General features: G+C 71.0%; 18 protein-coding genes. 11 read left to right on the forward strand and 7 right to left on the reverse strand.

Features of this window, described 5'->3' with window-relative positions:
• Positions 1–193: 193 nt before the first annotated feature.
• From ACSQ2D_RS07780 to ACSQ2D_RS07795, 4 genes are all read right to left on the reverse strand, one after another.
• Positions 194–565, reverse strand: a complete 372-nt coding sequence (locus tag ACSQ2D_RS07780) for a VOC family protein (protein WP_435985388.1) — start codon at positions 563–565, stop codon at positions 194–196.
• A gap of 186 nt (positions 566–751) precedes the next feature.
• Positions 752–1,447, reverse strand: a complete 696-nt coding sequence (locus ACSQ2D_RS07785) for a hypothetical protein (protein ID WP_435985389.1) — start codon at positions 1,445–1,447, stop codon at positions 752–754.
• 192 nt (positions 1,448–1,639) lie between these two features.
• Entirely contained in the window at positions 1,640–3,079 is a 1,440-nt protein-coding gene (locus tag ACSQ2D_RS07790; RefSeq protein ID WP_020142726.1) for an aspartate aminotransferase family protein, read from the reverse strand.
• Positions 3,076–3,579, reverse strand: coding sequence for an Lrp/AsnC family transcriptional regulator (locus ACSQ2D_RS07795; RefSeq protein ID WP_435985390.1), 504 nt, complete (start codon positions 3,577–3,579; stop codon positions 3,076–3,078). The genes ACSQ2D_RS07790 and ACSQ2D_RS07795 overlap by 4 nt, the downstream gene beginning before the upstream one ends.
• A 113-nt stretch (positions 3,580–3,692) precedes the next feature.
• On the opposite strand from ACSQ2D_RS07795, the gene ACSQ2D_RS07800 reads away from it, so the two are divergent.
• The 8 genes from ACSQ2D_RS07800 (at position 3,693) to ACSQ2D_RS07835 (ending at position 13,219) form a co-directional block, all read left to right on the forward strand.
• Positions 3,693–5,141 carry a gamma-aminobutyraldehyde dehydrogenase gene (locus ACSQ2D_RS07800; RefSeq protein ID WP_435985391.1) on the forward strand — a complete coding sequence of 483 codons (1,449 nt, stop codon included), beginning with the start codon at positions 3,693–3,695 and terminating at the stop codon, positions 5,139–5,141.
• Between the two features lie 125 nt (positions 5,142–5,266).
• Entirely contained in the window at positions 5,267–6,517 is a 1,251-nt protein-coding gene (locus ACSQ2D_RS07805) for a polyamine ABC transporter substrate-binding protein (RefSeq protein WP_435985392.1), read from the forward strand.
• Positions 6,514–7,635, forward strand: coding sequence for an ABC transporter ATP-binding protein (locus ACSQ2D_RS07810; protein WP_435985393.1), 1,122 nt, complete (start codon positions 6,514–6,516; stop codon positions 7,633–7,635). Before ACSQ2D_RS07805 ends, ACSQ2D_RS07810 begins: the two co-directional genes overlap by 4 nt.
• A complete protein-coding gene (locus ACSQ2D_RS07815) occupies positions 7,628–8,542 on the forward strand; it encodes an ABC transporter permease (protein WP_435985394.1) in 915 nt (304 codons plus the stop codon). Before ACSQ2D_RS07810 ends, ACSQ2D_RS07815 begins: the two co-directional genes overlap by 8 nt.
• Positions 8,542–9,336 carry an ABC transporter permease gene (locus ACSQ2D_RS07820; protein ID WP_435985395.1) on the forward strand — a complete coding sequence of 265 codons (795 nt, stop codon included), beginning with the start codon at positions 8,542–8,544 and terminating at the stop codon, positions 9,334–9,336. The genes ACSQ2D_RS07815 and ACSQ2D_RS07820 overlap by 1 nt, the downstream gene beginning before the upstream one ends.
• A gap of 6 nt (positions 9,337–9,342) precedes the next feature.
• Positions 9,343–10,590, forward strand: a complete 1,248-nt coding sequence (locus ACSQ2D_RS07825) for a saccharopine dehydrogenase family protein (protein ID WP_435985396.1) — start codon at positions 9,343–9,345, stop codon at positions 10,588–10,590.
• A gap of 60 nt (positions 10,591–10,650) precedes the next feature.
• Positions 10,651–12,120 carry an NAD-dependent succinate-semialdehyde dehydrogenase gene (locus ACSQ2D_RS07830; protein ID WP_435985397.1) on the forward strand — a complete coding sequence of 490 codons (1,470 nt, stop codon included), beginning with the start codon at positions 10,651–10,653 and terminating at the stop codon, positions 12,118–12,120.
• Between the two features lie 82 nt (positions 12,121–12,202).
• Positions 12,203–13,219, forward strand: a complete 1,017-nt coding sequence (locus ACSQ2D_RS07835; protein ID WP_435985398.1) for a DnaB-like helicase C-terminal domain-containing protein — start codon at positions 12,203–12,205, stop codon at positions 13,217–13,219.
• A gap of 101 nt (positions 13,220–13,320) precedes the next feature.
• Here ACSQ2D_RS07835 and ACSQ2D_RS07840 read toward each other — a convergent pair whose 3' ends face one another.
• Both ACSQ2D_RS07840 and ACSQ2D_RS07845 read right to left on the reverse strand, forming a co-directional pair.
• Entirely contained in the window at positions 13,321–13,668 is a 348-nt protein-coding gene (locus tag ACSQ2D_RS07840; RefSeq protein ID WP_435985399.1) for a barstar family protein, read from the reverse strand.
• Complete coding sequence (locus ACSQ2D_RS07845; protein WP_435985400.1) at positions 13,665–14,150, reverse strand: ribonuclease domain-containing protein; 486 nt, start codon at positions 14,148–14,150, stop codon at positions 13,665–13,667. Before ACSQ2D_RS07845 ends, ACSQ2D_RS07840 begins: the two co-directional genes overlap by 4 nt.
• A gap of 73 nt (positions 14,151–14,223) precedes the next feature.
• On the opposite strand from ACSQ2D_RS07845, the gene ACSQ2D_RS07850 reads away from it, so the two are divergent.
• The 3 genes from ACSQ2D_RS07850 (at position 14,224) to dxr (ending at position 17,367) form a co-directional block, all read left to right on the forward strand.
• Positions 14,224–15,543, forward strand: a complete 1,320-nt coding sequence (locus tag ACSQ2D_RS07850; protein ID WP_435985401.1) for a hypothetical protein — start codon at positions 14,224–14,226, stop codon at positions 15,541–15,543.
• A 65-nt stretch (positions 15,544–15,608) separates the two neighbouring features.
• Positions 15,609–16,130 carry a pyridoxamine 5'-phosphate oxidase family protein gene (locus ACSQ2D_RS07855; RefSeq protein WP_435985402.1) on the forward strand — a complete coding sequence of 174 codons (522 nt, stop codon included), beginning with the start codon at positions 15,609–15,611 and terminating at the stop codon, positions 16,128–16,130.
• Between the two features lie 34 nt (positions 16,131–16,164).
• Entirely contained in the window at positions 16,165–17,367 is a 1,203-nt protein-coding gene (gene dxr / locus ACSQ2D_RS07860) for a 1-deoxy-D-xylulose-5-phosphate reductoisomerase (RefSeq protein ID WP_435985403.1), read from the forward strand.
• Positions 17,368–17,374: 7 nt separating this feature from the next.
• On the opposite strand, the gene ACSQ2D_RS07865 is transcribed toward dxr, so the two are convergent.
• Entirely contained in the window at positions 17,375–18,079 is a 705-nt protein-coding gene (locus ACSQ2D_RS07865) for a hypothetical protein (protein ID WP_435985404.1), read from the reverse strand.
• Positions 18,080–18,153 lie beyond the last annotated feature (74 nt).

The raw sequence follows: 18,153 nt of genomic DNA on the forward strand, positions 1-18,153 counted from the left end.
CCGTCGAGTGGCCCCGTCGTCACGCCCCGACGGCTCGCGTCCCCGTCGAGTGGCCCCGTCGTCACACCCTTCTGGCCCGTCCTGCGTACCACGCAGGGGTCAGGTGTGGCTCGTGTGACGACGGGGCCACTCGAGCGGTGTTGCGCGCTCACTCGAGTGGTGTTGCGCGCTCACTCGAGTGGGCGAGGTGGGGTCAGCCCCAGTTGGCGGCCTGCGTCAGGCAGAACGGGTGACCGCTCGGGTCGAGCAGTACGCGCCACGTCTCGCCCGGCTGCTCGTCGGGCAGCGTCGCGCCGGCAGCGACGCACTCCGCGGCCGCCGCGTCGAGGTCGTCGACGGCCAGGTCGAGGTGGAACTGCTTGGTGCCGTGCTCGTTCGGCCAGGCCGGTGGCTGGTGGTCGTCGACGAGGCCGAGGCCGAGGGCGAGGCCCCCGGGGCCGGTGAGCATGGCGTACTCGTCCTGGGCGTGCGCGACCTCCCAGCCGAGCACCGTCGACCAGAAGGTGGCGTCGCGGCGGGCGTCCGAGCTGTCGAGGGTGAGCATCTTGAGGTCGGCGATGGCCATCGGGGTCCCTTTCGTCGGTGACGGTGAGCGCCCAGCATCGCTCGTGCCGGCCGTCGCCGTCTTGGACGAACCCGACACCTGAGCAGACGGTCGGGCAGACGGACGCGGCGCCCGGTTCCGTGGCCCCGAACGAGTCGTGGACCACGGGAACCGAACGCCGCGCGACGATCCTGGCTACGGAGTGGCTCAGAAACCCCCGAAGTCGCCCCCGCCGCCGAAGTCGCCGAAGTCTCCTCCGCCGCCGAAGTCGCCGAAGTCCGAGCCACCGGCATCCCCACCGGCGTCACCGCCCGCATCGCCCCCGGTGTCTCCGGTGTCTCCGGTGTCGCCCGTGTCGCCGGCGTCGGCGCTCGCGTCGCCGGCCTCCTGCGCCTCGGGTGAGGACTCGTAGCCGCCGAGCATCATGTCGGCGAGGGCCGAGCCGACGACGACGCCCGCGATGGTGCCGAGCATCGAGCCGGCGATCATGCCGCCCATCCCCATGCCGCCGCCCATCCCGCCGCGGCCTCCGCCGCCGAAGGCGCCCTGGAGGTAGCCGGGCCGGCTCATCTCGGCGCGGGTCGCGCTGCGGGCGAGGTCGGCCGGCTGGTCGCTGCGCGGGCGCTCACCCTCGGGGAGGTCCTCGTTGAGGCGCTGGAGGACGATCTGGCGCTGCTCGGGCGAGAGCTTGGCGAAGGCCTCCGTGTGCACCTTCTCGATGTCCTCCGGCGGCGCGGTGCGCAGCAGGTACTTGTAGCGGGCGATGGCCCGCTCGTCCTCGGACGACGCGCCACCGCGCGGCGGCGGGACGGCATACGGCGCCCCTGTGGGCGGCTGCTGGGCCCGCTGCTGCTGCTGCTGCTGGAGGGGCTCACGGCCCAGGAGCTTGTCGAGGAATCCCATGTCTTCTCCTTCGTCGGCGGTGCGTCGGCGTCGCACTCGTCGGATACCTACCCCAACGAACGGCCCGTGCCAGCGTTCCGGGCCGTCCCGTGCGCCTGCGTGACCCGGACACGCACGAAGCCACCCGCGAACGGGTGGCTTCGTGGCCGGCGACACCCCCACGGCATACGCACGGAGTCGGGAAGGCTGGGGTCAGAGGTGGTTCTCGGCCTCCGTGAGCACCGAGCGCAGCCGCGACTCGATGTCGTCGAACTGCTCCGGGCCCATGATGAGCGGCGGCGCGAGCTGGATGACGGGGTCACCGCGGTCGTCGGCGCGGCAGTAGAGGCCCGCGTCGAAGAGCGCCTTGGAGAGGAAGCCGCGCAGCAGTCGCTCGGACTCGGCGTCGTTGAAGGTCTCGCGGGTGGCCTTGTCCTTGACGAGCTCGATGCCGTAGAAGTAGCCGGCGCCGCGGACGTCACCGACGAGCGGCAGGTCGAGCAGCTTGTCGAGCGTCGCCTTGAAGATCGGGGCGTTCTGCTTGACCCGGTCGTTGAGACCCTCGCGCTCGAAGATGTCGAGGTTGGCCATCGCCACCGCGGCCGACACCGGGTGGCCACCGAAGGTGTAGCCGTGCGGGAAGTACGTCGTGCCGTGCTTGAACGGCTCGAAGAGGCGGTCGCTCGCGATCATCGCGCCGATGGGGGAGTAGCCGCTCGTCATGCCCTTGGCGCACGTGATGATGTCCGGCACGTAGCCGAAGTCGTCGCACGCGAACATCGAGCCGATGCGGCCGAAGCTGCAGATGACCTCGTCGGACACGAGGAGCACGTCGTACTCGTCGCAGATCTCGCGGACCCGCTCGAAGTAGCCGGCGGGCGGCGGGAAGCAGCCACCGGAGTTCTGCACCGGCTCGAGGAAGACGGCCGCCACGGTGTCGGGACCCTCGAACTCGATGGCCTCGGCGATGCGGTCGGCGGCCCAGCGGCCGAAGGCCTTCTCGTCGTCGCGCAGGTGCTCGGGGGCGCGGTAGAGGTTGGTGTTCGGGACCTTGTGCGCACCGGGCACGAGCGGCTCGAACATCTCCTTGGCCGCCGGGATGCCGGTGATCGACAGGGCGCCCTGCGGCGTGCCGTGGTAGGCGACGGCCCGCGAGATGACCTTGTGCTTGGTCGGCTTGCCGGTCAGCTTGAAGTACTGCTTGGCGAGCTTCCACGCGGTCTCGACGGCCTCACCGCCACCCGTCGTGAAGAAGACCCGGTTGAGGTCGCCGGGGGCGTGGCTCGCGAGCCGCTCGGCGAGCTCGATGGCCTTGGGGTGCGCGTAGCTCCACAGCGGGAAGAAGGCGAGCTCCTTGGCCTGCTTGGCCGCGGCCTCGGCGAGCTCCTCACGGCCGTGGCCGGCCTGGACGACGAAGAGGCCGGCGAGTCCGTCGATGTACTCGTTGCCGCGGTCGTCCCAGATCTTCCAGCCCTGGCCCTTGGTGATGATCGGCACGGTGTGGCCGAGGCCGCCCTCGGTCCGGTCCTCGAACACCGAGTGGCGCGTGAAGTGCATCCACAGGTGGTCGCGCGCGGCCTCGGAGTGGAGGGTGCCCATGGGCGTGCGGTGGTCCGAGGTGGGTTCCCAGACCTCGTTCGGGTTGATGCTCATCGTGTACCCCAGTTGTAGAGCTGTTTGTTGAGTTTCAGGTAGACGAACGTCTCGGTGGCCGTGACGCCCGGGAGCGGGCGGATGCGGGTCGTGAGCAGCTCGAGCAGGTGGGTGTCGTTCTCGCAGACGACCTCGGCGAGGACGTCGAAGCTCCCGGCCGTCGTGACGACGTAGGAGACCTCCTCCATCTCGGTCAGCGCGTCGGCGACCGACGTCATGTCTCCCGACACCCGCAGCCCGACCATCGCCTGGCGCTGGAACCCGACCTGCAGCGGGTCCGTCACCGCGACGATCTGCATGACGTCGGCGTCGAGGAGTCGCTGCACGCGCTGGCGCACCGCGGCCTCGGAGAGCCCGACCTCCTGGGCGATGGACGCGTAGGACTTGCGCCCGTCGTGCTGGAGCAGCTCGATGATGGTCTTGCTCACGTCGTCGAGATTGACCGAGGGTCTCTTGGCCCCGTTCCCCCCGGTGTTGGCCACACCTCGGATCGTCGTCATGCGCCGATACTGACCTGTGGAACACGCTGTTGGCAAGTCCCCGCACAACTGATTCCGAAGATTTATCTCGACAAGTCTTCACGATTGCGAAGGTATGTGTTTAGCATTCCCGCATGACTTCGCAGCCGCGCCAGCTCCGCAACTTCATCGGTGGCCAGTACGTCGACCCCGACGGCGACGCGACGACCGACATCGTCGACCCGTCCACCGCGCAGGTCGTGGCCACGGCCCCCGTCAGCGCCCAGGCGGACGTCGACCGGGCGTATGCCGCCGCGGCCACCGCGTTCGAGACGTGGGGTGACACGACCCCGGGCGAGCGGCAGGCCGCCCTGCTGAAGTTCGCCGACGCCATCGAGGCCCGGGCCGACGACTTCATCCGCCTCGAGGGCGAGAACACCGGCAAGCCGCACGCGCTGACGCAGAGCGAGGAGATCCCTCCGATGCTCGACCAGCTGCGCTTCTTCGCCGGTGCCGCCCGGGTGCTCGAGGGCAAGTCGGCGGGGGAGTACATGAAGGGCCACACGTCCTTCGTGCGTCGCGAGCCGATCGGCGTCGTCGGCCAGGTGACGCCGTGGAACTACCCGATGATGATGGCGATGTGGAAGATCGCCCCGGCGCTCGCCGCAGGCAACACCATCGTCCTCAAGCCCTCGGACACGACGCCCGAGACGACCCTGCTCCTCGCCGAGCTCGCCTCGGAGTTCCTGCCCGAGGGCACCTTCAACGTCATCACCGGTGACCGCGAGACCGGCCGCATGCTCGTGGAGCACCCCACGCCGGCCCTCGTCGCCATCACCGGCTCGGTGCGCGCCGGCATGCAGGTCGCCGAGAGCGCGTCGCGCGACCTCAAGCGCGTCCACCTCGAGCTCGGTGGCAAGGCGCCGGTCATCGTCTTCGACGACGCCGACATCGAGGCCGCCGTCGAGGGCATCGCCATCGGCGGCTACTTCAACGCCGGCCAGGACTGCACCGCCGCGACCCGCGTCCTCGCGGGCCCGCGCATCCACGACGACTTCGTCGCCGCGCTCGCCGAGTACGCCAGGGGCTCGGCCAAGGTCGGCATGCCGGACGACCCCGACGCCCTCTTCGGCCCCGTCAACAACCCGAACCAGGTCGCCCACGTCGGAGGCATGATCGACCGCCTGCCCGACCACGCCCGCATCGAGGCCGGCGGCCGCCGCGCCGAGGGCCTCGGCGAGGGCTACTTCTTCGAGCCCACCGTGCTCGCCGGCCTCCGTCAGGACGACGAGCAGATCCAGAACGAGATCTTCGGTCCGGTCATCACGGTGCAGCAGTTCACCGACGAGGCCGAGGCGCTCGCCTGGGCCAACGGTGTGCAGTACGGCCTCGCGTCGTCGGTGTGGACGCGGGACTTCGGCAAGGCCATGCGCATGAGCAAGCGGCTCGACTTCGGGTGCGTCTGGATCAACACCCACATCCCGGTCGTCGCCGAGATGCCGCACGGGGGTTTCAAGCACAGCGGCTACGGCAAGGACCTGTCCATGTACGGCCTCGAGGACTACACCCGCATCAAGCACGTCATGGCCAACATCGACTCCTGAGCCTCGCGCCGTCCACTGCGGGCGGCGCGAGCTCGTCTGTCGGACACGGCATCCCAGAGCACCACCATCTCGGGTCAGCGCTGATCCCTCCAACCGACCCCCACGAAACCCCTGGAGACGAACCCATGAACGACAAGTCCTTCGACACGGACAACCCGGTCTTCCGCGCGGCGCTAGCGCGCGGTCTCGTCAGCCGTCGTTCGGCGATGATGGGCGCCGCCGGTGTGAGCGCTGCCGCCTTCCTCGCGGCCTGCGGCTCGGCCGGCAAGAACCCCGCGACCGGCGGCGGCGCGTCCGGGACCGTCGCACCCGCCAAGACGGCGGCGGCCGCGCAGGACATGTCCGACACCGAGAAGGTCGTCAACTGGTCGAACTGGACCGAGTACATCGACACGAGCGACGACGGCAAGTCGCGTCCGACACTCGACGCCTTCCAGAAGAAGACCGGCATCAAGGTCACCTACACCGAGGACTACCTCGACAACGACGAGTTCTACGCCAAGGTGCGCCCGCTCCTCGAGGGCGGCAAGGACACCGGCCGTGACGTCTGGTGCAGCACCGACTGGATGGTCGCCCGACTCATCCGCCAGGGCTACGTCCAGAAGCTCGACCTCGCCAACATCCCGAACGCCGGCAACCTGGACGACTCCCTGAAGAACGTCGAGTTCGACCCGGGCCGGCTCTACTCGCTCCCGTGGCAGAGCGGCTTCGCCGGGATCGGCTACAACCTCAAGGCGACCGGCGGCAAGAAGATCGAGTCGATCACCCAGCTGCTCACCGACCCTGCCCTCAAGGGCAAGGTCACCCTGCTCACCGAGATGCGCGACACCGTGGGCCTCGTGATGATGGAGCAGGGCAAGAAGATCGACTCGTTCACGGACGCCGACTTCCAGGCCGCGATCGACATGATCCAGCAGGCCAAGGACTCCGGGCAGATCCTCCGGTTCACCGGCAACGAGTACACCGAGGGTCTCGCCAAGGGCGACATCGCCGCCTGCGTGGCCTGGACCGGCGACGTCGTCCAGCTCCAGTTCGACGACCCGAACATCCAGTACGCCCTGCCGGAGAAGGGCTTCACGCTCTGGTCCGACAACTTCGTCATCCCGGCGCTCGCCAAGCACAAGAAGAACGCCGAGAAGCTCATCGACTACTACTACGACCCGGCCGTCATGGCGCAGGTCGCCGCCTTCGTCAACTACATCGCCCCGGTCAAGGGCACGGCGGAGGAGCTGGTGAAGATCGACCCCGAGCTCGGCAAGAACCCGCTCATCGTGCCGACGGCCGACGTGCTGTCGCGGGCGCAGGTCTTCCGCGGCCTCAGCACGGTCGAGGAGACGAAGTACAACAAGCTCTTCTCCGCGCTGACGACGGCATGAGCGAGCAGCAGGGGAAGGGTGACCTCAGCCTTGTCGCCCTCACGAAGTCCTTCGCCACCTTCACGGCCGTCCACCCGCTCGACCTGACCGTCCCGCAGGGCTCGTTCTTCGCCCTGCTGGGGCCGTCGGGCTGCGGCAAGACGACGACGCTGCGGATGATCGCGGGTCTCGAGGAGCCCACCGACGGGCGCATCCGCATCGGCGACGCCGACATCACCGACACCAAGGCCTACCAGCGCAACGTCAACACGGTCTTCCAGAGCTACGCGCTCTTCCCGCACATGAGCGTGCTCGACAACGTGATGTTCGGGCTGCGGCGGCGTGGTGACAAGGACGCCAAGGCCAAGGCCAACGAGGTGCTCGAGCTCGTGCAGCTGGGACAGGTGGCGAGCAAGAAGCCGACCCAGCTCTCGGGCGGCATGCAGCAGCGCGTGGCACTCGCCCGTGCGCTGGTCAACCGGCCGGACGTCCTGCTCCTCGACGAGCCGCTCGGCGCACTCGACCTCAAGCTGCGCCGGCAGATGCAGATCGAGCTCAAGCGCATCCAGCAGGAGGTCGGGCTGACCTTCATCCACGTCACCCACGACCAGGAGGAGGCCATGACCATGGCCGACTCCATCGCGGTGATGAACGCCGGCCGCCTCGAGCAGCTCGGGGACCCGGCGACGCTCTACGAACAGCCGCGGTCGACGTTCGTGGCCAACTTCCTCGGGCAGTCCAACCTGCTGCGGGCCACGGTCAACCCGGGAGGCACCGACCACGTCGTCACGGTCCGCGCCCACGACGCCGACCTCGAGGTCTCGCGTGAGCACCTGCCCGACGGCGTCCGCGACGTCTGGCTCGGCGTGCGACCCGAGAAGCTGCGCCTCGGCGAGGAGGGCGGTCCCAACCACCTGCGCGGCATCGTGCGCGACGTGTCGTTCAGCGGCGTCGCCACGCAGTACTCCGTGCAGATGCCCTGGGGGCAGGAGCTCATCGTCGTGCAGCAGAACGACGGCACGGCACGAGCGGCCCTCGGGGAGACCGTCACCGTCTCGTGGGCGGCCCAGCACGGCTTCGCCCTCGACGCGTCGCAGGACGCCGAGGCCGGGGCCGAGCTGGTGGACGACCATGGCTGAGGCGGCCGTCCTCTCGACAGGCTCCGCGGCGCCCCCGTCGAGGCGCCGGCGCAACTGGGTGCCCTACGCCCTGCTGCTGCCCGGTCTGCTGTGGCTCGTCGTCTTCTTCGTCCTGCCGATGGTGACCCTCGGGTCGCAGTCGCTCCAGGAGGGCAACGTCGACGACGGCTACACCTTCACCGGCAACGTCGGCATCTACGTCGACGCCCTGAAGCAGTACTGGCCGCAGTACGTGCGCTCGTTCCTCTACGCGGGCACGGCCACCGTGCTCGCCCTCCTGCTCGGCTACCCCCTGGCGTACTTCATCGCGCAGAAGGCCGGGCGCTACAAGAACCTCGTGCTCGTGCTCGTCATCGCGCCGTTCTTCACGAGCTTCCTCATCCGGACGCTGGCGTGGCGCACGATCCTCTCCGACGACTGGTTCGTCACGACGTGGGCGCAGAAGCTGCACATCACCGACCTGCTCCAGGCCGTGGGCCTCACGGCCAACGACTCGCTCCTCAACTCGAAGTTCGCCGTCATCATGGGCCTGACCTACAACTTCCTGCCCTTCATGATCCTGCCGCTCTACACCTCGCTCGAGCGCCTCGACCCACGGCTCATCGAGGCGGCGGGCGACCTCTACGCCTCACCGTGGCAGACCTTCCGCAAGGTCACGTGGCCGCTGTCGCTGCCGGGCGTCGTGGCCGGCACGCTGCTCACCTTCATCCCCGCGGCCGGCGACTTCATCAACGCCCGCCTGCTCGGCAACACCCAGACGACGATGATCGGCTCGGTCATCGACAGCCAGTTCCTCCGGGTGCTCGACTACCCGCTGGCCGCCGCGCTGTCGTTCATCCTGCTCATCCTCATCGTCGCCATGGTCTCGGTCTACGTGCGCCGAGCCGGAACCGAGGAGCTGCTCTGATGGCCTGGATCAAGCGACACCTCATCGCCTTCGCCGCGATCGCGGTGCTCATCTACATGCTCGTGCCCAACGTGATCGTGGCGGCCTTCTCGTTCAACGACCCCAAGGGCAAGTACAACTACAACTTCAACGAGTTCTCGACCGCCGCCTGGACCAACCCGTGCGGGGCGCAGGGGATCTGCGAGTCGCTCGGGCTCAGCCTGCAGATCGGCGTCATCGCGTCGCTGACGGCGACCGTGCTCGGGACGATGATCGCCTTCGCGCTCGGCCGCTACCGCTTCCGCGGGCGGTCGGCGACGAACCTGCTGATCTTCATGCCGATGGCCACCCCCGAGGTCGTCATGGGATCGAGCCTGCTCACGCTCTTCCTCATGCTCGGCGTGCCGTCGGGGCGCACGGCCATCCTCATCGCGCACATCATGTTCTGCGTGTCCTTCGTCGTCGTGGCCGTCAAGGCCAGGGTGGCCACGCTCGACCCCAAGCTCGAGGAGGCTGCGGCGGACCTGGGGGCCAACCCCGCCCAGACCTTCCTGCGCGTGACCCTGCCACTCGCGGCCCCCGGCATCGCGGCAGGCGCCCTGCTCGCCTTCTCGCTGAGCTTCGACGACTACATCATCACCAACTTCAACGCGAGCCCGAGCTCGATCACCTTCCCGATGTACGTCTGGGGGGCCTCGGCCCGTGGCGTGCCCGTGCAGGTCTACGTCATCGGGACGCTGATGTTCCTGCTCGCGCTCGTGGTCGTCCTCACGGGGCAGCTCATCTCCAGCCGACGCAACCGACAGGTGGCCTGATCCCCGATGCGTGTCCTCATGATCGGCTCCGGCGGGGTCGGTGACGCCGCCGCGCGCATCGCCGCCGAGCGTGGCTTCTTCGAGCGCTGGGTCGTCGCCGACTACGACGTGTCGCGTGCCGAGCGCACGGTCGCAGCCGTCGCCGGACGCCACCCGGGGGAGTCGCGCTTCGTCGCGGCCCGGGTCGACGCCTCGTCGGCCGAGGCCGTGACGGCGCTGGCCCGCGAGCACGCGGCGACGCACGTCTTCAACGCCGTCGACCCGAAGTTCAACATGCCGATCTTCAACGGCGCCAAGGCTGCCGGGGCCGACTACCTCGACATGGCGATGAGCCTGTCGCAGCGTCATCCCGAGCAGCCCTACGAGAAGGTCGGCGTCATGCTCGGCGACGAGCAGTTCGCCGTGGCGGGGGAGTGGGAGGCCGACGGTCGCCTCGCGCTCGTCGGGATCGGTGTCGAGCCGGGACTCTCCGACGTCTTCGCCCGCTACGCCGCCGACCACCTCTTCAGCGAGATCGACGAGCTCGGCACGCGCGACGGCGCCAACCTCGTCGTCCACGACGACGACGGCAACGAGGTCTTCGCCCCGAGCTTCTCGATGTGGACGACGATCGAGGAGTGCCTCAACCCGCCCGTCGTGTGGGAGAAGGACCGCGGGTGGTTCACGACCGCGCCCTTCAGCGAGCCAGAGGTCTTCGACTTCCCGGAGGGCATCGGGCCGGTCGAGTGCGTCAACGTCGAGCACGAGGAGGTGCTCCTCATGCCGCGCTGGGTCGACGCCAGGCGGGTCACCTTCAAGTACGGCCTCGGCGACGAGTTCATCACCATCCTCAAGGTGCTCAATACGCTCGGCCTCGACCGCACCGAGCCCATCTCGGTCAAGGGCGTCCAGGTCTCGCCCCGTGACGTCGTCGCTGCGGCCCTGCCGGACCCCGCGACGATCGGCCCCCGGATGACGGGCAAGACGTGCGCGGGTCTCTTCGTCACGGGCACCGGCACGGACGGTCGGCCGAGACGGACCTACCTCTACCACGTCGTCGACAACGCCGAGACGATGGCGGGCTACGACGCCCAGTGCGTCGTGTGGCAGACGGCGGTCAACCCCGTCGTCGCCCTCGAGCTGCTGGCCCGGGGCACGTGGAAGGGCGCCGGCGTGCTCGGCCCCGAGGCGTTCGACGCCGTGCCGTTCCTCGACCTGCTCGCGGCGCCGAAGCCCGAGGGCTACGGCTCTCCGTGGGGCATCGACGAGCGCTGAGCCCACTCGCACGGACAGGGGCCCGACACGGGCCACGACGACAGGAATAGGGTTTCAGGCATGGCAGCGGTGACGCAGAAGTCAGTGATCGACTCGGTGCCCAAGGGCCTGCTCATCGGCGGGCGGTGGCGCGACGGCAGCGACGGGCAGACCATCGCGGTCGACGACCCCTCGAGCGGCCGGGTGCTGACCCACGTCGCGGCGGCCTCGGTCGCCGACGGCCGGGCCGCCCTCGACGCCGCCGTGGCGGCGCAGGCCGACTGGGCCCGCACGGCGCCGCGCGACCGTGGCGAGCTGCTGCGGGCGGCATACGAGAAGATCACCGAGCGCGCGGAGGAGTTCGCGATGCTCATGACGCTCGAGATGGGCAAGACGCTCGCCGAGAGCCGCGGCGAGGTCGCCTACGGCGCCGAGTTCTTCCGGTGGTTCTCCGAGGAGGCCGTGCGCATCTCGGGTCGTTGGTCGACCGCCCCCAACGGGGCCACCCGGCTCATGACGATGAAGCAGCCCGTCGGCCCGACGCTCATGATCACGCCGTGGAACTTCCCACTCGCGATGGGCACCCGCAAGATCGGCCCGGCCATCGCGGCCGGCTGCACCATGGTCGTCAAGCCGGCCAGCCAGACGCCCCTGACGATGCTCGCCCTGGCCGACCTGCTCCGCGAGTGCGGGCTGCCCGACGGCGTGCTCAACGTCGTCATGACGACCCACGCGACGACGGGCGAGGTCATGGAGCCGCTCATCCGCGACCCGCGCCTGCGCAAGCTGACCTTCACCGGCTCGACCCCTGTGGGCCGCTCGCTCATGGAGCAGGCCTCGCAGGGCATCCTCCGCGTCTCGATGGAGCTCGGCGGCAACGCGCCCTTCCTCGTCTTCGAGGACGCCGACGTCGACAAGGCCGTCGACGGCGCGATGCTCGCCAAGATGCGCAACATGGGCGAGGCGTGCACGGCCGCCAACCGCTTCTACGTCCACGAGTCGCTGGCCGACGAGTTCAGCGCGAAGCTGGCCCGCCGGATGGGCGCGCTGACGCTCGGCAAGGGCACGAAGAAGGGCGTCGACGTCGGCCCGCTCGTCGACGAGAAGGCCCGTGACAAGGTGTCGGCCCTCGTCGACGACGCCGTTGCCAAGGGGGCGAAGGTCCTCGTCGGCGGCTCGGCACCGAAGGGCGCCGGCTGGTTCTACAGCCCGACCGTCCTCGCCGACGTGCCGACCGACGCCGACATGGCGCGCGAGGAGATCTTCGGTCCCGTCGCGCCCGTCACGACCTTCCGCACCGACGCCGAGGCGATCCGCCTCGCCAACGACACCGAGTACGGCCTCGTCGCCTACCTCTTCACCCGGGACCTCTCGCGGGCCATCACGATGAGCGAGGCGCTCGAGTACGGCATGGTGGGCGTCAACCAGGGCATCGTCTCCAATCCTGCGGCTCCCTTCGGCGGCGTCAAGGCGTCCGGCGTCGGGCGTGAGGGCGGCTTCGAGGGCATCGAGGAGTACCTCGAGACGAAGTACGTCGGCATCGCGCTCTGACGCCGTCGGGCGCGGCCCGCGCGCCCTGAGGACATTCGCCGAACCGGCCCGGCTCGTGGGCACCCTGTGGTGCAATCTGCGCATGGTGACACCAGCCGGCCCCCGCGACGCGGGATCCCTGCGACCGCTCGGCGCCCTGCTCAGCGAGACGGACGACGTGCTCCGACGAGGGTTCCCGGCCGGGGCCCGCGTCTGGTCGACGGGCTTCCCGGCACTCGACACCGTCCTGACCGGCGGCTTCCGCTCCGGTGAGCTCGTCCTGCTCGGCGGGCCGGCCGGCCACGGCAAGACGACGATCGGGCTCCAGCTGGCCCGCAACGTCGTCGCCGCCGGCGCCAGCGCCCTCGTCCTGTCCTACGAGCACGAGAGCCACACGCTGCTCGAGCGGCTCATCTCGATGGAGGCCGCCGAGGGCGACACGGGCGAGGTGGCCGGGGTCATCGACGTGCGCCGTGCGCTAGAGACGGCCGACCACGGCGGCTCGCTCGGCTCGGTCCTCGGCAGCCTCCCCGGCGGCGAGCGCGCCCTCGCGGCGCTCGGCAGCTACGGCGACCGGCTCCAGATCCACGAGTCGTCCGGCGCGACGACGACGCTCGCCACGATCGGCGAGACGGTCGACCGCGTCACCGAGGCCACGGGCCAGGCGCCCTTCGTGCTGCTCGACTACATCCAGAAGGTGCCCGCCGACCGTGCCGAGGAGGACGAGCGGATCACCGCGGTCGCCGAGGGGCTCAAGGACCTCGCGCTTGCCGCGCGCGTGCCCGTCGTCGCCATCTCGGCCGCCGACAAGGAGGCGCTCGCCGCCGGCCACCGGATGCGCACGCACGACCTGCGAGGCTCGTCGGCGCTCGCCTTCGAGGCCGACGTCGTGCTCATCGTCAACGACAAGGTCGACGTCGTCTCGCGCGAGCACCTCGTCTACAACCTCGGCAACATCCAGCGCTTCCGCGGCTGGTCGGTCGTCAGCGTCGAGAAGAACCGCCACGGCAAGGCCCACGTCGAGCTCGAGTTCGCCAAGGACTTCGAGCACGGCCGCTTCCACACGGAGGGCCAGGAGGTCACCGAGCGGCTCATCGACGACCGGGTCTTCGTCTCCTGAGCCGTCCCACCGATGGCGTATGCCGTCCCGTGGCGTCCGCGCGCCCGCGCCGTCTCGCGCGGGGTGGCGTGCCGGCACACGCCGGCCCTGCGGTCCGGCCGCTAGCGGGTGATGACGGTGACGTGGAGGTCGTCGCGCTCGTCGGCGACCTGCTCGAGGATCTCGACGACGGTGTCGTAGGCGCCGCGATCACGTTGGCGCAGGGCGGCGGCGTGGTCCCAGACGAGCTCGACGGGGACCCCTCGCGCGCCGTCGAGGTCGCGCAGCGCATCGAGCAGGGCGTCCCAGTTGTGCCCGAACCAGTCGGGCAGGTCGAGGCCTGACGCGAACGCGTCGAGCACTCCGGCCTTGTCGTCCCCGCCCGAGACGACGCGCACGTCGTGGCCGAGCCAGACGAGCTGCGCGATGTGGTCGTCGGCCTCGCTGTGCCGGCCCAGGAACGTCGTCACGTGCCCTCCCTGATGCGGCTGAACGACGCGTAGTGGTCGTCGGTCCAGTATCGCTCGCCGCTGTTGCCGGTGATGATGCGGCGTGCACCGCGGTCAGCGGATCCCGGTGTGACGACGGTGAACTCGCGGTAGTAGCCGCTCGTGTGGGGTGGCAGCAGGCGCTCGCGGTTGGCGAAGGTCCGGTTGTCGCTGCGGGGGTAGGGGAACGGGCCGCCGGCGCGGATCAGGGCCAGCGTCTCGGGGGCCTGCGTGGGCAGGGCCGACTCGGCGACCCACGGCAGCCCCGAGACGGGGTCGGTCCCGTCGGTCCCGCCGGTCGCGTCGGTGCCGCCGGCGGACGGCCCGCTCGCCGTGGTGTCGCGGGCCGAGGGCCCGGCGGGTGTGGCCGGCCCCTGTGCGGCGCGCACGACGACCCAGGCCAGCACGACGAGGACCACGGCGAGCACGCCGAGGAGGACCTGGCGCGAGCCGAGCGTCTTCACGTCGTCATCATGCCCGAGGAGGGAATGGCCGAATCCTCTGACGGCGGCGCGCCGCTGGGGGAGACTGCCGCTCGTGAGCCTTCTACGCGGCCTCTTCGGGGAGCGGGGCGGTCGGCGTGACGAGCCGCCACCCGCGGTCGTGGCGCGCGACGTGGGCCACCGGGTCTTCGTCGAGCGCCGACCCGAGCAGGTCTGGCCGCATCTCGTCGCCCCCGCGCCGGGGGCCGAGCTCGGCGTCGACTGCGTGCGGGTGCTCGCCCTGCCGGCCTCGGGCCCTGCCGGGCTGCCCGAGTTCGCCGGCGTCTGGCGGCGGTCCAACGGCCGGCTCTGGGTGGGGCTCAGCACCGTCGTCGCCGTCGAGCACGGGGTCCAGGTCGTGTCCCGGTCGGCGGACGGCGCGACGGCGCTCACCCTGACGACGACGGTGGAGCCGCTCGACGACGGCTGCGTCGTCGCCCAGCGGCTCGACGGCCTCGCGCCCACCGACCCCGTGGCGGAGTTCGCCCGGGCCTGGATGGCGCGGGCACTGCTCGGGCTCAAGGCCGACGTCGAGGGGACGCCCCGCAGCCGGACGACCGACCCGACGTCCGACGGGCCGGTCGAGGACGCGATGGTGAGCGGCTTCGTCGGACACGGCGTCGCCACCGCCGGCGGTCCCGGAGTCCTGCCCGTGCACGAGACCGCCTCGATCGAGGTCGCCGTCGCCCCCGACCGGCTCCGGGAGCTGCTCGAGCAGCCGACGTCCGAGCAGCTGCTCAAGCCCTCCCTCGAGCAGCTCGTGCGCCTCGAGCTCGCCGACGAGCCCGGACGCGAGCACGTGCTCGCCGTGCACCGCCACGACGACGGGCGACGGGCCGGCTCGGTCTCGCTCGTCGCCCCGGCGTCCGAGCCCGGACGGACCGTCGAGCGGGACCTGACCTCCTCCCACGAGGCCGACGTCGTCACGACGGTCGAGCCCTGCGAGGGCGGCGCCCGTCTCACCGAGACCTTCACCGGCTGGCTGCCCGCCGGGCCCGGACGCGTCGTCGACGGCTCCGGGATCGCGGCGCTGATGGCCACCCGCCTCGCCGTCGTCAAGAACCTCGCCGAGGCCGGCGTCGCCCCGCAGCGTGACCCGAGCACCGGCTTCCTGCCGCCGGGGCAGCTGCCGGACCTCCCGCCCCCGACCGGCGCGCCGACGCCCCACGCACCCGTGGCATCGCTCGGCCCGGCACCGGCCGCGCCGGCCGCGCCGGGCGCCGCCCCAGCCGCGGGCGCCCGCCCGTCCGTCCCGTCGAGCGTCCTGCTCCCGCCCCCGCACGTCGCGGCGCCCGCCGCCGGCTACGACGTCGGGCCGTGGCAGCTGTGGACCGACGACGGTTTCTACGCCGCGAGCGAGGCCACGTGGTGGTGAGGTCGCCGGCGAGGACAGCAAGGACGATCAGGTCCGGCGCCGGCGCTCGGCGCTAGCGTCGGAGGATGCTCGAGACACCTGACGAGACAGCCGCGCTCCAGGACCTGCTCGACGCCTCGCACGCCAGGGCGTCCGGCCACCTGCGCAGCATCATCGACGACGACCGCACCCTCACCGCCGAGCAGCTCGTCGCGCTGCTCACCGGCATGAAGGTGCTCTCCGTGGCCACCGTCACGGCGGCGGGCGAGCCGCGCATCAGCGCCCTCGACGGCCACTTCCTCCACGGCACGTGGACGTTCAGCACCGCAGGCACGTCGGCCAAGGCGAAGCACCTCGAGACGCGCCCGGCGGTCAGCGTCGCCCACGTCGACGGGGAGGACCTCGCCCTCTTCAGCCACGGGTACGCCGACCTCATGCCCCCGGGACCGGAGCGCGACGAGGTCGAGGCCCACTGGACCGCGCACTACGGCAGCAGCCCGTGGACCTGGGCCGACGACATCCGGATGTACCGCCTGCGCATGACCTGGGCCGTCGCCTACGCCTTCAAGCGCGACGAGCTGCTCCGGGCGAGGGGAGTGACCGCCTGACCCGCGGGACGGCGGCCTGCGCGAGAATGCCGGGGTGACTGACACCTCGGCGCGCCCCCGCCGCATCGTCCTGCTCGGCTCGACCGGCTCGATCGGCACGCAGGCCATCGACCTCGTCCAGCGCAACCGCGACCGCTTCGAGGTCGTCGGGCTCTCCGCCGGCGCCAACCTCGACCTCGTCGCAGAGCAGGCCGTCGCGCTCCGCGTCCCCGTCGTGGCCGTGGCGAGCGGGACGCAGGACGACCTCGCCGCGGCGCTCGCGCGCGCTCGCGACGCGGCCGGCGTGACGGCATACGACCCCGAGCTGCTCGTCGGCCCAGAGGCCAGCACGACGCTCGCCGCCCGCGAGGCCGACGTCGTCGTCAACGGCATCACGGGTGCCATCGGCCTCGAGCCGACGCTGGCCGCGCTGCGCGCCGGCACGACGCTCGCGCTCGCCAACAAGGAGTCGCTCATCATCGGCGGCCCACTCGTCAAGGCGCTCGCGGCCCCCGGCCAGATCGTGCCCGTCGACAGTGAGCACTCCGCGATCGCCCAGTGCCTGCGCGGGGGCACCGCCGACGAGGTGCGTCGGCTCGTCGTCACCGCCAGCGGTGGCCCGTTCCGCGGCCGGTCGCGCGCCGAGCTCGCGGACGTCACGCCCGAGCAGGCCCTCGCGCACCCCAACTTCTCGATGGGCCGCGTCATCACGACGAACTCCGCCACGCTCGTCAACAAGGGGCTCGAGGTCATCGAGGCCCACCTGCTCTTCGACATCCCCTTCGACCGCATCGACGTCGTCGTCCACCCGCAGCAGATGATCCACTCGATGGTCGAGTTCGTCGACGGCTCGACGATCGCCCAGGCCGGCCCGCCGCGGATGCTCGTGCCGATCGCCCTGGGGATGAGCTGGCCCGAGCGCATCGCCGACGCCGACGTCCCCGTCGACTGGACGCGTGCACAGTCGTGGGAGTTCGAGCCGCTCGACGACGACGCCTTCCCCGCGGTCGCCCTCGCACGCCGGGTGGGGGAGGTCGGGGGCACGTGGCCGGCCGTCTACAACGCCGCCAACGAGGTCGCGGTCGACGCCTTCCACGAGGGCCGCATCGGCTTCGTCGACATCGTCGACACCGTGGCGCACGTCGTGGACGCGTATGCCGCCGAGCCGGCCTCCCGGGTCACCGACCTCACGCTCGACGACGTCCTCGCCGCCGACGCCTGGGCCCGCGAGGCCGCCCGCCGCACCATCTCCGGGTAGGCCCCGGTCAGTTCGCCGTGAAGAGCTCGTCGGACATCGGCCCGTCGACCTCGTGGATCTCGACGTGGAAGCCGGACTCGGCCCCCGCGTCGCCGACCGGCGCGCACGAGACGACCACACCGGTCTGCCGATCGAGCCCGACGAGCCACTCCGGGTAGTCCTCCGGAGGCCGCAGGGGGGTGTCGGGGCTGCCCGTGGCGAGCACCGACTCGGCGCCCCAGAGCAGGGGGCAGCACGGGCACCTCGGTTCGTACCCCTCGACGCCGACCGCCACGGCCCACCACGTCTCGCGTCCGTGCCGCTCCGTCGCGGCGAGGTCGGTGAGGCGGGTGCCGCTCGCGAGCTCGACCGGGTCGAGCATCGCCACCCAGTCGTAGGAGCCCCAGAGCGGGTCGTCGTAGTCGACCCCGAACGACTCGGGGCGACGCTCGACCAGTCCGTCCGGTCGCCACCGCGGCTCGTGGTCCTGCGGCGGCGACACCCGCCACCCGGGCTGCGAGCCGTCGAGCGTCAGGGACGTCCTGGCGTACGGGACTCCGGTGCTGACATGCCGTCGCCCGTCCGCGTCGACGACGGCCAGCCGCCCCGGTCGGGACAGCCAGGCCTCCACCGCGCGCCCGCGCCCGCGGTGGTGCGTGAAGTGCAGCGTCCGGAAGAGCCACGGCGACGACCGCGCCAGTGCCCGGAACTCACGCTGCGTCGGCGCCTGCATGGCGTCAGTGTCCCTGATGACACGGTTCTCGTCACCGCACGCGGGAATCACAGGAAGTCGATGTGACAATGGAG

The organism is Terrabacter sp. LjRoot27 (genome assembly GCF_964254175.1).
GTDB lineage: Bacteria > Actinomycetota > Actinomycetes > Actinomycetales > Dermatophilaceae > Terrabacter.